A 12,734-nucleotide genomic window follows, 5' to 3' on the forward strand; every position below is an offset into this window, starting at 1 on the left:
GAGACTGGCAGATTTGGCCGCTTCATCAACGTCCCACAGCTTCGCCGCTGTTAGGCCTTGACCGTGGCAGCTCGCGTCGTATGAGATGACTGCATGGTCCGGGGATACATTCTGTTGAGTGTTGCGGTCGCGCTGTGTGTGCCCTCGCTGGCGGCGGCGCAGACGATGAGCTTTGGCGATTCCGCGGGGCTGATCGCGTCGAGCTGCGGCGCCGACATCACCGCCAATTGCCGCGGCGTCAATCTCGACTCCAACCGCCTCAAGGAATGCCTCTCGCGCAACCAGGACGTGGTCTCCGCGCAGTGCAAGGCGACCTATTTCAAGGCGTTCGAGGCGATCCAGAAGCGCATCGCGGCACGGGTCACGGTCGCCAACGCCTGCCAGCGCGAGATCGTCAAGCTGTGTGGCGGCTCCACGAAGGAGACGAGCAAATCGATCCCGTGCCTGATGACGGCCAACGGCGTGAGCGCGCGGTGTCAGCAGGCGATGGGCGAAGCGGGGTATCGCTGATGCGGCGGACCGCGAGATCATTGCTGTCAGGGCCGATCGTGGCTTCGCTGATGGCCGCGAGCGCGCCCGCTTGGTCGCAGGAGCCGGGTCGCGAGGACATCGTGCGCCAGCTCGGCCGCTTCGAAACCGCACCCACGCTGGATCTGCCGGCGCTGAAGCAGCAGACGCAGGAGCGTTCCAGGTCGCGCGGGCGCAACGAGCCACCGCCGCAGAAGCGTCCGCCGATCGCGCCGGAGCTGATGAATCTGCCGGCCTTCAACGTCGACATCCAGTTCGACGTGGACACGCCGATCGTGCGCCCGGAATCGTACCAGACCGTCGGGCGGATCGCCGATGCGATGGTGTATTCCGATCTGCTGCCCTACACCTTCCTGATCGTCGGCCATGTCGAGGCCAACGGCAAGCGCGAGGCCAACGTCATCCTGAGCCAGCGCCGCGCCGACGCGATCCGCGACATCCTGGCGAACACCTTCAAGATCTCGGTCAAGCGGCTGCAATCGATCGGACTTGGCGAGGAGCAGTTGCTCGACCCGTCCAAGCCGACCGCCGCCGTCAATCAGCAGATCCAGATCATCCCGATCGCAAAGACCGTAGAAGAGGCCGCGCCGCCGCCTTCGGCCCCTGCCCCGGCAGCGCCCCACAAGCAGGCCCCGCGCAAGCATCGCAGTTGATGCAATTGAGACCTGCGCTGAGGCCATGAACCCAGCGCGCTGCAGGTGCGACTGTTGTCTCAGCAGGTTGCCGATACGCTATTCCCGACAGGCGCCAATGGAACCTGTTTTCAAGTCGGGTCGCGCGGCAATGCTGCTGGGCCGTGATTGCCGGGTTTGTCGATGCAGCCGCTTGATGGTATAGCCCCCTCTTTGCGGCCGTCGATTGAGCGACGGTCGATCTCATTGACGAGCGAGCCAGCCATGAACGCCATGTTCCGACGCCAGATGGTCGACTACGTCGAATACCATCGCGATCCGCGCAACGGCCTGATGCATGTGTTCGGGATCATCCTGTTGTTCCTGGGCGCCGTGCTGCCCCTGAGCTTGTGGCATTTCGACGCGTTCGGCATCCGGATCGGCCTCGGCGCCGTGCTGGCGCTGCCCGTCCTGCTCTACTGGCTGCTGCTCGATGCCGCACTCGGGGCCGGCATCCTGGCCTTCGCCGTGCTGTTCCTTGCTGCGGCCATGATGATCGCCGATCACGTCCATGGCGTCGCCTTCTGGGCGCTGTTTGCCGCGCTCATCATCTTCGGCTTTGTCTCGCAGGCCGTGGGCCACAAGGTGTTCGAGCGCAACAATCCATCTCTGCTGGATCATCCGGCGCATCTCTTTCTCGGTCCGATGTTCGTGATGGCGAAATTGTACATGGCGTTGGGTCTGCGGCCTTCGGTGTCCGACCTCATCGCGCCGGACTGGTCGCCGGATCGGCTCGCATCGGACCGGCTTCAAGGCGATCAGCACTCGCGCCCCTAATGAAAGTCCTCGTCACCGGCGGCAGCGGTTTCATCGGCCATCACCTCGTCTCTGCGCTCGCGACGCGGGGCGCGGAGGTGCGTGTGCTCGATATTCGCTGCCCCAGCCACATGATCGCTGACGTCGAGTACATCGAAGGCTCGGTGCTCGATGCGGGCCTGGTGAAGCAGGCGGTCGCCGGCGTCGATCAGGTCTATCATCTGGCTGGACTGCCCGGCATGTGGATGCCGGACCGCGAGGACTTCTACCGCGTCAATTGCGTGGGCACGGAGACGGTGCTGGCGGCGGCGCGCGCCGGCCGGGTGCGCCGGTTCCTGCACTGCTCGACCGAATCCATCCTGTTCGACTATCCCGGCTCGACCGGCGCCGCATCGGCACCGACCGCACCGCCGGCCGAGGCGATGCCCGGCGCCTATACGCGCTCCAAGGCGCTGGCGGAGGCCCGCGCCATGGCCGCCGCGGCGGACGGCTTCCCCGTCGTGGTGGGCACGCCGACAATGCCGATCGGGCCGCACGACAGCAACCTGACACCGCCCTCGCAGATGCTGCGGCACTTCCTGGACAGCCGGCTCCAGCTCTATCTCGACTTCGTCGTCAACCTGGTCGACGTCCGCGACGTCGCGGACGGCCTGATCCTGGCGATGGAGCGCGGCAAGGTCGGCGGCCGCTACGTGTTCGGCGGCGAGAGCCTGCGCCTCAGCCGCATCCTCGATCTCATGGCGGCGATCAGCGGCCGCAAGCATGTCGCGGTCGCCGTGCCCGGCCGGCTGGCCGAGCTGTCGGCGGGCATGCTCGAGCTCGTCTCCGATCACCTCACCAAGCGCTGCCCGTCCGGCACCGCCGAGGGGGTGCGGATCGCCCGCGCGGCCTCGGATCTGTCGATCGACAGGGCCAAACGCGAGCTCGGCTACGTCCCGCGCCCGATCGAGCCGACCTTGCGCGAGACGATCGGCTTTCTGCTCGGTTCCGAGCCGGGAAAGCGGCTCGACGGTAAACAACACCCTTTTCGCACCGCGGCCGAATAGCTAAGAGCAGCCGGTCCCAGGTCTCATAACGGTTCCAACACATGTCCGGCGATGCCAGCCCCATCTCGTCGTTTGCGTTCAGCGGATGGACCACCACTTGGCCCACCTCGCTGCTGGCCATCATCTGGCTGATCTGGCTCGCAAGCTGGGTCGGCGCCTCGTTCTGGTCGGGGCAGACCCGCAAGCATGTGACGGTGATCAAGACCAGCCGCTATCACGCGCTGATCGTGCTCGGCGGCATCCTGTTCACGCCGTGGACCTCGCGCCTGCTCGGCGAGAAGCCGTTCTGGACTCCCGGTGAGACCGGCGTCTACCTGCTGACCGTCGTCACCCTGGCCGGCATCGCCTTCACCTGGTGGGCGCGCATCCATCTCGGTCGCTTCTGGTCCAACGCGATCACCCACAAGGAAGGCCACAAGGTCATCGACACCGGCCCCTACGGCATGGTCCGTCACCCCATCTATACCGGGCTGATCCTCGGCATGATCGCCACCGGCATCGCGGTGGGCACGGTGACCGCCGTGCTGGGCGCCGTCCTGATCTCGCTCGGGATGGCCTGGAAGGCAAAGATGGAAGAGGTCTTCCTCGCGCAGGAGCTCGGGCCGGATTACGTCACCTACCGGCAGCGCGTGCCGATGATCATTCCGTTCCTGCCGCCGGGCTAGAGCGCTCAGCGTCTGGCCTGGGCTTCCGAAGGCGGCTGCGGCGACTGGTTTGCCGCCTGCGGCAGCAGGTGGCGCGGCAGGATGATGCGCTGGCCGGGGACCAACGGCTGGGTGGCGAGGCCGCGGTTGGATTGCTGGAGCGCCCAGAGCGGAACGTGATAATTGGTGGCGATCTGGTCCAGGGTCTCGCCCGGCCGTACCGCCAGAGCAGTGCCGCTGTCCCACAGCTCCACGGAGGCTTTCGGCGGCACCAAGTAGCGCAGCGGCACCGGGTCCGCGTCGGCGGTCGCCGAGGTCTGCGACAATTGGCTGATCATGGTGACCAATTGGGCGTGCACGTCCTCCATCTTGTCGATGTTGATGTGCGTGACCTCATCATGATCCTTCATGTCGAAACTGGCGTAGTGACCGCGAAAGCTGGGCTCCGGCTTGACGTCGCCGCCGCCGAGAATGTTGTCGGACAGGAACAGGTTGATGAAGCGCTGCACGTTGGGCGGCACGCTCTTGGTCGCATGCGCCGGATCGACGGTGACGACGAGGGCAACCGGGATGTTCTGCTCCTGCAGCGTGATCGCGATGCGGACGCTGCACAGCCCGCCCATCGAATGGCCGATCAGCACGATCGGGCCCGGCTCCTGGCGGTAGTTCTTGGCCACCTGGAGCGCGATCAGGTCGCACAGCGTGAATTCATAGACACTGGCCCGGTAGCCGGCCTGCTCGATCTTTTCGGCCAGACGATCCATCCCGGTCGAGAACAGCGGCCCGAGCGCGCCGCGGAACAGGTACACCCGCGGCGGCGGCAGCGGCTGGCTGATCTCGGGCGGCGCAGTCGGTACGGCGCGGATCGCCGCGGGGGTTGCTGCCGGGGATGCCTTGGCGGATCTGGTCGGCGCGGGGGCGGACGCAGCGCCGGGCTGGGCGGCCCGCGAGATGCTTGGGGCGGCAAGTCCCGCGAGCAAAGGTGCGGTGACGAGGATCGCGAGCAGTCTCCTGCCGGCAGCCACCTTGGCTGGACCGAGCCACCGCTTCGCGATTCGCGCCACGCTGGTCATTCGCGCTCCCGGGAAAGCTCTCGGCTGAGATCAAGCAGGGTCATATCCCCCCTGCCATACCGTTTGTCGCCGCCGAATGGGAGCATTTTGGGGCGCGCGCCCCGTGGCGCGGCCGCGGACTACCGGTAGCCGGTCACGTTGGCCGCGCGCTGCGGCGCGGCCATGCGCGTCGGCGGCGCCGCCGCCGGGCGGCCGCGGCCGCCGAACACCACGCCATCGATGGCACCGATCACCTTCTGCTGCATGATCTGGTTCTTCTCGATCGTGACGTGGCCGACACCGGGAACCGACTGGACGTCGACATTCTCAAGCTTGCCGCGGAAGCCGTCGTCGCGGCGGACCGGCTCGCCGGCACCGCTGGCGATGTAGAAATTGATGTAGCGCTCGGCGTTGCCGCCGACGAGCTTGGTCTTGAACACCGAATCGAGCCCGATCGCGAGCTTCACCGGCACCCCGAGCTGGCCGAGCTTGTTGATCATGTCCGGCAGCGCGGTCGCGCCCGAGGAATGGCCCACCAGGATGATGGTCTTGATCCGGCCGGCGCGATAGGCGGCCGCCGCTTCGTCGGCGAGCGACGACCACGACACGAAATTGGCGACCGTGTTCGGAATGCCCTGCGAATCCAGCTTGGCGGCGATGTCGTCGAGCCCGAGCGAGAAGATGTTGAGCACGCCGCGCAGCAGATAGACATGCGTGGTGCTGGCGGCGGTTGCGGCCGCCGGGCTCGGTGCCGCCCGGACCGATCCGGTGCCGAGCGGCAGAGCCAGCGCAACGGCCAGCGCCACCATGCCAAAGCAGCGCGCCGAGAGGCTGCGCTTGAAGGTGGGTCGAACGGTGCTGGCGCGTGCCGTCATCGGTCCTTCTCCGCGGCGGAAATGTCGAGACGGCGCGACCGTACCCAAGATGCTCGCGGACGCAACATCGTCGGACATCGCAAGGCGGCGTTCCTCCTCAGACGTGGCTGAGCGGCAACACTCAGCCATGTCGGCCACGGAAAAGCCCAACAAGCGACATGATCGAGGGCGGCGCGCACGATTGCGCGAACGCACCGCCGTCCCTATCTGAGCGCTTCGCCCGCGCCTGCGCCCCCTCCTCCGCGCAGCTCCCCCCGCTCTTTTCGAATCCCTCGCATCGAATCCCCGTGATGGCTCCCGTCATTTCCGTTACCGGCCTGTCGAAGACCTATTCCTCGGGCTTCACCTCGCTCAACAATGTCGATCTCGCGATCGAGCGGGGCGAGATCTTCGCGCTGCTCGGGCCCAACGGCGCGGGCAAGACGACTCTGATCAGCATCATCTGCGGCATCGTCAATGCGTCCGCGGGCAAGGTCGCGGTCGGCGGCCACGACATCAACCGCGACTACCGTGCCGCACGGGCGCTGATCGGGCTGGTGCCGCAGGAGCTGCACACCGATTCGTTCGAGACCGTATGGGCCACGGTCAGCTTCAGCCGGGGGCTGTTCGGCAAGCCCAAGAACCCCGCCCTGATCGAGAAGATCCTCAAGGACCTGTCGCTCTGGGACAAGAAGGACGCCAAGATCATCACGCTCTCCGGCGGCATGAAGCGCCGCGTGATGATCGCGAAGGCGCTGTCGCACGAGCCGCAGGTGCTGTTCCTGGACGAGCCGACCGCGGGCGTCGACGTCGAGCTGCGCAAGGGCATGTGGGACGTCGTGCGCGAGCTGAAGGCCGCCGGCGTCACCATCATTCTCACCACGCACTACATCGAGGAAGCCGAGGAGATGGCCGATCGCGTCGGCGTCATCAACAAGGGCGAGATCGTGCTGGTCGAGGACAAGGCCAAGCTGATGGCGAAGCTCGGCCGGAAGCGGCTGAGCCTGCATCTGCAGCACCGGATCGAGACCATCCCCGAGACGCTCGCGCCCTATCATCTGGCGCTGTCGGACGACGGCTGGCGGCTCGCCTATGACTACGATACCAAGGGCGAGCGCACCGGCATCACCAGCCTGCTCGGCGATCTCAGGACCGCGGGCATCCGCTTCGTCGATCTCGAGACCAAGCAATCATCCCTTGAAGACATCTTCGTGAGCCTGGTGCGGCAATGAATTTTCGCGCGGTCGCCGCAATCTACAAGTTCGAAATGGCGCGCACCTGGCGCACGCTGCTGCAGAGCATCGTGTCGCCCGTCGTGTCGACGTCGCTCTACTTCGTCGTGTTCGGCGCCGCGATCGGCTCGCGCATCAGCCACGTCGAGGGCGTCAGCTACGGCACCTTCATCGTGCCCGGCCTCGTGATGCTGTCGGTGTTGACCCAGAGCATCTCCAACGCCTCGTTCGGGATCTACTTCCCGAAATTCATCGGCACGATCTACGAGATCCTCTCGGCGCCGATCTCGCATTTCGAGATCGTGCTCGGCTATGTCGGCGCGGCCGCGACGAAATCCATCATTCTCGGGCTGATCATCCTCGCGACCGCCGGGCTGTTCGTGCCGCTGCACATCCAGCACCCGGTGTGGATGCTGTCGTTCCTGGTGCTGACGGCCGTGACCTTCAGCCTGTTCGGCTTCATCATCGGCATCTGGGCCGACGGCTTCGAGAAGCTGCAGATGGTCCCGATGCTGGTGGTGACGCCGCTCACGTTCCTCGGCGGCAGCTTCTACTCGGTCAACATGCTGCCGCCGACCTGGCATTCGATCGCGCTGCTCAACCCGGTGGTCTACCTGATCTCGGGCTTTCGCTGGAGCTTCTACGAGATCGCCGACGTCAGGGTGGAAATCAGCGTCGGCGTGACGCTGCTGTTCCTGGCGATCTGCATGACGATCATCTGGTGGATCTTCAAGACGGGCTACCGGCTCAAGCATTGAGCCGGCGCCTCAACTCAGCGGTAGCAGTGGAAGCGGCCGTAGCTGTCGCGGTATCCCCGGCAGTGATAGTGCCGGTGGTAATAGGAGCGGTGCGGAATGCCGAGCACGCCTTCGACGGCGCCCACGGCTCCGCCGACGCCGGCACCGACCGCGCCGCCGACGACGCCGCCCACCGGACCGCCGATGCGGTTGCCTTCGTGGGCCCCTTCATGGGCGCCACGGATGATGCCCTGGGCATGGGCGAATTGCGGCAGCGCCAGCCAGGCCAGCGCCAGGACGACCAGCGCGAGCGCAGCCAGCAGGTAGGTCAGCTTCTGCGGCGCGCGATCATCGAGCACCGCCGTCTTGGCCTTCATCGTCAACATTTTGAGTCCTGGGAACCGCATGGGGGAATCCTTGAAACGCGGATGCGGCCAAAAAGTTGCGCGGTCGTGACGAATTGCACCGATTAGAGAGGTCCCAAAACGCCGGAATGAAAGACCATCCGCGGTCGCGAAAATGTCAGCGTCGATGAACGCGGGGAGCCTTTGTCCTGGTCCTGCCCGACATTAAGGTTGAGGCTGCCCTCGGCTGGAACAAAGCCGGCAATTCCGACATAGTGCAGGCCGAGGCGATGACCTGGGCGTTAAAGTCCCGTTTTGAGGTCTCTCCACAGTCGAGGGCCCTGGAGGCCAGAGGTTAGATGCGTACCATCCTTTTTGCAGTTGCCGGCTTCGCCTTTCTGTCGGCCACGCCGGCTCTGGCCAAGATCGACATCACGGTCGACAAGAACAGCCAGATCATGACGGTCGCCGTCGATGGCGTCGAGCGCTATCGATGGCCAGTCTCGACCGGCATTCCCTCACGGGAAACGCCGAATGGCTCGTTCCGCGCCTTCCGCATGGAGGCCGATCATTTTTCCAAGGAATTCGACGACGCACCGATGCCGCATTCGATCTTCTTCACGAAGGTCGGTCACGCGATTCACGGCACGGATTCGGAAAGCCGCCTCGGGACCCCGGCGTCCCACGGCTGCGTCCGGCTGTCCAAGGCCAACGCCACGACGCTCTACGACCTGGTGCAAAAGGACGGCGTGCTCAACACCACGGTGACCCTGACCGGCTCGGCCGAGGTGGCGCTGGCGCGCAATCCACGCCGCGGCACCGCTGTTGCCCGCCGCGACGTGCCGCAGCAGTATGACGACAGCGGCGAGCCGGTCGTGCTGACGCCGCAGCCACAGATGCTGCCCGGACGCCAGGTCGTTCCGCAGCAGCGGCCCGATGACGGCTACATCTATCCCGCCGACGGCAGCGACAACGGCGTGCGTTATCCGGCGCCGCGCGGCACGGCCCGGCGCGTCTATGACGCCCAGGCCTATCCGCAGCAGCAGCAGTACGATTACCAAAACGGCAATCCGAGCTACGCGCAGCCGCGCTATTACCAGCCGCGCTCTTATTATCAGCCGCGCGGCTACTACACCTATCAGGACTGATCGCGCATTGATCCTCGCGGCCGGGCGCTGTTACGCAGCGCATCGGCGCCTCCTCACTCGGCGTTGACCCGCTCGAGCGAGGCGGACGCACGATCGGCGCTGGCCTGCCCGCGGGCCGTCGGCATGCGCGCGCGCCGCTGCACGAAATACTGATCGGCCAGCACGCCGATCAGGATCACCGTGCCCATCACGGCGAAATTGAGCGAGCTCGGGATGCCCAGCAGATTGACCAGGTTCTGCAGCATCTGCAGCAGGATTGTGCCGAGCACGACGCCGATGACCGAGCCCTCGCCGCCGCGCAGCGAACAGCCCCCGAGCACCGCTGCGGCGATCGCATAGAGCTCGTAGAACGAGCCGTGTACCGCCGGCGAGATCGAGCGGGTGTACATCGCCAGCAGGACCGCGGCGAGCGCCGTCAGGGCGCCGCAGATCACATAGGCCGCGATCGTCACCCGATCGGACCGGATGCCGGAGTAGCGCGCCGCCTCCTCGTTCTTGCCGACCGCGTAGAAATAGCGGCCGTACACCGAGCGGTGCAGCACCAGCCAGGCGATGCCGGCCACGATGGCGAGCGCCACGACGCTATGCGGCAGTGGAAAGCCGAGGACATCGGTGCGGCCGGCGGCCAGCCATTCCAGCGCCGGGAAGCTCGCGCCGTAGCCGAAGCCGGCCGTGGCATCCTCGGTGTAATAACGGGCCGCGCCGCGATAGATCAAAAGTCCGCACAGGGTCACCACGAAGGGCTGGATGCGCATCTTGGTCACCAGCGTGCCGTGGACCATGCCGATGGCGACGCCGCCGGCGAGGATGAGGAACAAGGCGGCGACCCAGTCGACGTCCCGGTTGACGATGAGGTCGATGAACAGCACGCCGAGCAACGCGATCACCGAGCCCACGGCGAGCTCGATGCCGCCAACGATGATGACGAAGGCCTCGGCGATCGAGAAGATTCCGAACATGCCGACCTGGTTGGCGGTATTGGAGAGGTTGCCGACCAGCAGGAAGCGCGGGTTGATGAAGGCGACGACGGCGCCGACCACCAGGATCAGGATCAGCAGGCTGAGATCTTTTTTCTGCACGGGCGCCCTCGCTCAGACGGTATGGCCGACGGCGAGCTGAAGCACGTTGTGCTCGCTGAACTCGTTGCGGGCAAGGAAGCCCGAAATCATGCCTTCATGCATCACGGCGATCCGGTCGCTCACCCCGATCACCTCCTCCATGTCGCTCGAGATCATCAGGATCGCGACGCCGGAATCCGCCAGCCGCCGCAGCATGTCGTAGATCTCCTGCTTGGCGCCGACATCGATGCCCCGGGTCGGCTCGTCGAAGATCAAGACCTTTGGCCGCATCGACAGCCATTTGGCGAGCACGACCTTCTGCTGGTTGCCGCCGGACAAGGTGCCGACCGAGACCTTGACGTCGGACGCCCGGATCTTGAGCCGTTCGCGCTGCCGGTCGGCATTCTCGGTCTCACGCCTGATGTCGACAAGTCCAAAGCTGAGATAGGAGGCGAGATCCGGCAGCGAGATGTTCTCGGCGATCGACAGGTCGAGCAGCAGGCCGCAGGCCTTGCGGTCTTCCGGGATGAGATAGATGCCGCGATCGATCGCCGCGCGCGGCGTCGAGATGCGGATCGGCTCGCCCTCCAGGCTGATGCCCCCGGCCAGCAGCGGCTCGACACCGAAGATGCCGCGCGCGAGCTCGGTGCGGCCGGAGCCGACGAGACCTGCAAGCCCGAGGATCTCGCCGCGCCGGAGCTGCAGGCTGACGGCCTGGTTGGGATAGGTCGCGGTCACGGCCTCCACCACGTCGAGCACGGCCTCGCCGGGCGGCGCGGCCGGCGGCACGTAGAGTGACCGCAGGTCCCGGCCGATCATCAGCCGGATCATCGCGGCAGGACTGAGCTCGTCCCGCGTGAGCGCGCCAACCATGCGGCCGTCGCGCAGCACGATCGCGCGATCGGCGCATTGCATGACTTCGTTCAAGCGATGCGTGATGAAGATGACGCTGACCCCGCCCGCCTTCAGGCCGGCGATGACCTGCATCAGCCGCTCGGTTTCCGACAGCGTCAGGCTGGAGGTCGGCTCGTCCATGATCACGCAGCGCGCATCGAGCGACAAAGCCTTCATGATCTCGACCAGCTGGCGCTGCGCCAAAGACAGCTCGGCAAGCGGCGTCTCCGGCTCGAAATCGGCCCCGAGGCGCGCGATCAGCGGGCGCACCCTGGCCCGCAGCGTCGCCCGGTCGATCAGCCGCAGCGGACCGCCATAGACCGGCTCGCGGCCGATGAAGACGTTGCCTGCGACATCGAGATTGTCGAACAGGTTCAGCTCCTGGTGGACGAAGGCGATGCCGGACGCGATCGCGTCCGCCACCGTGTAGCTGGTCCGCGCCGTGCCATCGATCCGGATCGTGCCGCTGCTCGGCTCGACGACGCCGCCGAGCACGCGCATCAAGGTCGACTTGCCGGCGCCGTTCTCGCCGACCAGGGCGATCACCTCGCCGGGCGCGACCGACAGGCTGGCGTGGTCGAGCGCGACCACGCCAGGATAGGTCTTGCCGATGTCGATCAGCTCGAGGAAGGGCTCGCGCACGCCGGCCGTCGCGCTACTTCTTCAGCATCTGCTTCATCTGCGCCATGAAGTCGTCGACGTTCGACTTCTCGATCACCTTGCCGGGCACGATGATGATGCCGTTCGCCGGCACGCCCGACTTGTCGCCCTCAACGACCTTCGCCATCAGCTTCATGCCCTGATAGCCCCACTCGAACGGCTGCTGCACGACGGTGCCCTCGATCGCGCCGTCCTTGACGCCGCCGAGCGTGATCGGATCCTCGTCGAAGCCGATGATCTTGATCTTGCCGAGCTTGCCGGCCTCCTTCAGCACCTCATAGATGCGCGGGGTGTTGTAGGAATAGAAGCCGACCAGGCAGCTCACGTCCGGCATCGCTGCCAGGATGTCCTCGACATTGCGCTTGGCCCGGGTCTGGTCGATCTCGTCGCCGCGCACGTCGACCAGTTCGACCTTCGATCCCTTGATGGTCTCCTTCACGCCTTCGATGCGCTCGCGAGCGTTGTCAGCCCCGAGCAGGCCGACGAAGCCGACACATTTGCCGCCGTTCGGGAGCGCCTTCAGCATCAGCTTGCCGGCATCCTTGCCGAGCTCGGTATTGGAGGAGCCGATATAGGCGATGCGTTTGGATTGCGGGGCGTCGCTGTCGGTGGTGAAGAGCACCGTCTGTGCGGCAATCTTGTTCAGGTGCTCAGTCTGGTTCTTCGGATCGACGGCGCTCACCATGATTCCGGCGGCCCCGGCCGCGACGAGGTCATCCAGCATCCGCTGCTGCACGGCGGCTGCCGCCTGCTCGGGATATTTGAGCTGCAGGTTGTAATTGGGCAGCTCGCCCTGCGCCTTCTTCACGCCGGCCTCGGCGATCTTCCAGAAGTCGGAGGCACCGTTGACGACGAAGGCGAGGACCTTCTTGTCCGCGGCTCCCGCGGAGCCGAGACCGAGCGCCATCGACAACAAGGCAGACGCACCGGCAATCCAAAGACGCTTCATTGAACCCCTCCCATGTGAAGCCGGCCTGCTTTGATGCGGCCGGCATTTGGTAGTCGAACGATATCTAGTCGCGAACAGTCGTCTCTCGTCCGAACCGCTGGCTCCGCCCGGACGAACAGCACCTCGATCTGGACAGCGTCCGCGCGATCGTTCGCTCAGGG

General features: G+C 65.8%; 14 protein-coding genes. 8 read left to right on the forward strand and 6 right to left on the reverse strand.

Annotated elements, in window-relative coordinates:
* Positions 1-93: 93 nt before the first annotated feature.
* From ACQR0W_RS22465 to ACQR0W_RS22485, 5 genes are all read left to right on the forward strand, one after another.
* Entirely contained in the window at positions 94-510 is a 417-nt protein-coding gene (locus tag ACQR0W_RS22465) for a hypothetical protein (RefSeq protein ID WP_315713404.1), read from the forward strand.
* Positions 510-1,181, forward strand: a complete 672-nt coding sequence (locus ACQR0W_RS22470; protein WP_315713405.1) for an OmpA family protein — start codon at positions 510-512, stop codon at positions 1,179-1,181. The genes ACQR0W_RS22465 and ACQR0W_RS22470 overlap by 1 nt, the downstream gene beginning before the upstream one ends.
* A gap of 243 nt (positions 1,182-1,424) precedes the next feature.
* Complete coding sequence (locus ACQR0W_RS22475; RefSeq protein WP_315825264.1) at positions 1,425-1,976, forward strand: Mpo1-like protein; 552 nt, start codon at positions 1,425-1,427, stop codon at positions 1,974-1,976.
* Positions 1,976-3,001 (forward strand): NAD-dependent epimerase/dehydratase family protein, encoded by a 1,026-nt coding sequence (locus ACQR0W_RS22480; protein ID WP_315713407.1) that lies wholly within the window; start codon positions 1,976-1,978, stop codon positions 2,999-3,001. Before ACQR0W_RS22475 ends, ACQR0W_RS22480 begins: the two co-directional genes overlap by 1 nt.
* Positions 3,002-3,042: 41 nt before the next feature.
* On the forward strand, positions 3,043-3,666 hold the full coding sequence (locus ACQR0W_RS22485) for a methyltransferase family protein (RefSeq protein ID WP_315752449.1): 624 nt from the start codon (positions 3,043-3,045) through the stop codon (positions 3,664-3,666).
* A gap of 5 nt (positions 3,667-3,671) precedes the next feature.
* On the opposite strand, the gene ACQR0W_RS22490 is transcribed toward ACQR0W_RS22485, so the two are convergent.
* Complete coding sequence (locus tag ACQR0W_RS22490; RefSeq protein ID WP_434840763.1) at positions 3,672-4,718, reverse strand: alpha/beta fold hydrolase; 1,047 nt, start codon at positions 4,716-4,718, stop codon at positions 3,672-3,674.
* 119 nt (positions 4,719-4,837) lie between these two features.
* Positions 4,838-5,572, reverse strand: a complete 735-nt coding sequence (locus ACQR0W_RS22495; RefSeq protein WP_409998012.1) for a hypothetical protein — start codon at positions 5,570-5,572, stop codon at positions 4,838-4,840.
* Between the two features lie 290 nt (positions 5,573-5,862).
* Between ACQR0W_RS22495 and ACQR0W_RS22500 the strand changes: the two genes are divergently transcribed.
* Complete coding sequence (locus ACQR0W_RS22500) at positions 5,863-6,783, forward strand: ABC transporter ATP-binding protein (protein WP_315752447.1); 921 nt, start codon at positions 5,863-5,865, stop codon at positions 6,781-6,783.
* Positions 6,780-7,541 carry an ABC transporter permease gene (locus tag ACQR0W_RS22505; protein WP_315713411.1) on the forward strand — a complete coding sequence of 254 codons (762 nt, stop codon included), beginning with the start codon at positions 6,780-6,782 and terminating at the stop codon, positions 7,539-7,541. The genes ACQR0W_RS22500 and ACQR0W_RS22505 overlap by 4 nt, the downstream gene beginning before the upstream one ends.
* 14 nt (positions 7,542-7,555) lie before the next feature.
* Here the strand turns inward: ACQR0W_RS22505 and ACQR0W_RS22510 are convergent, their stop codons facing one another.
* Positions 7,556-7,906: a hypothetical protein gene (locus ACQR0W_RS22510; RefSeq protein WP_316169804.1), complete on the reverse strand. Its 351-nt coding sequence runs from the start codon at positions 7,904-7,906 to the stop codon at positions 7,556-7,558.
* A 317-nt stretch (positions 7,907-8,223) separates the two neighbouring features.
* On the opposite strand from ACQR0W_RS22510, the gene ACQR0W_RS22515 reads away from it, so the two are divergent.
* Entirely contained in the window at positions 8,224-9,012 is a 789-nt protein-coding gene (locus tag ACQR0W_RS22515; protein WP_315752445.1) for a L,D-transpeptidase, read from the forward strand.
* A gap of 53 nt (positions 9,013-9,065) precedes the next feature.
* Here the strand turns inward: ACQR0W_RS22515 and ACQR0W_RS22520 are convergent, their stop codons facing one another.
* Genes ACQR0W_RS22520 through ACQR0W_RS22530 form a run of 3 tightly spaced genes read right to left on the reverse strand, consistent with a single transcriptional unit; the run spans position 9,066 to position 12,573 of the window.
* Positions 9,066-10,091: an ABC transporter permease gene (locus tag ACQR0W_RS22520; RefSeq protein WP_315752444.1), complete on the reverse strand. Its 1,026-nt coding sequence runs from the start codon at positions 10,089-10,091 to the stop codon at positions 9,066-9,068.
* A gap of 12 nt (positions 10,092-10,103) precedes the next feature.
* Positions 10,104-11,606 carry a sugar ABC transporter ATP-binding protein gene (locus ACQR0W_RS22525; RefSeq protein WP_316165959.1) on the reverse strand — a complete coding sequence of 501 codons (1,503 nt, stop codon included), beginning with the start codon at positions 11,604-11,606 and terminating at the stop codon, positions 10,104-10,106.
* A 13-nt stretch (positions 11,607-11,619) separates the two neighbouring features.
* Positions 11,620-12,573, reverse strand: coding sequence for a sugar-binding protein (locus tag ACQR0W_RS22530; RefSeq protein WP_315713416.1), 954 nt, complete (start codon positions 12,571-12,573; stop codon positions 11,620-11,622).
* Between the last annotated feature and the right edge of the window lie 161 nt (positions 12,574-12,734).

Origin of the sequence: Bradyrhizobium sp. HKCCYLRH1034 (assembly GCF_051168375.1) — a bacterium.
Taxonomy (GTDB): Bacteria; Pseudomonadota; Alphaproteobacteria; order Rhizobiales; family Xanthobacteraceae; genus Bradyrhizobium.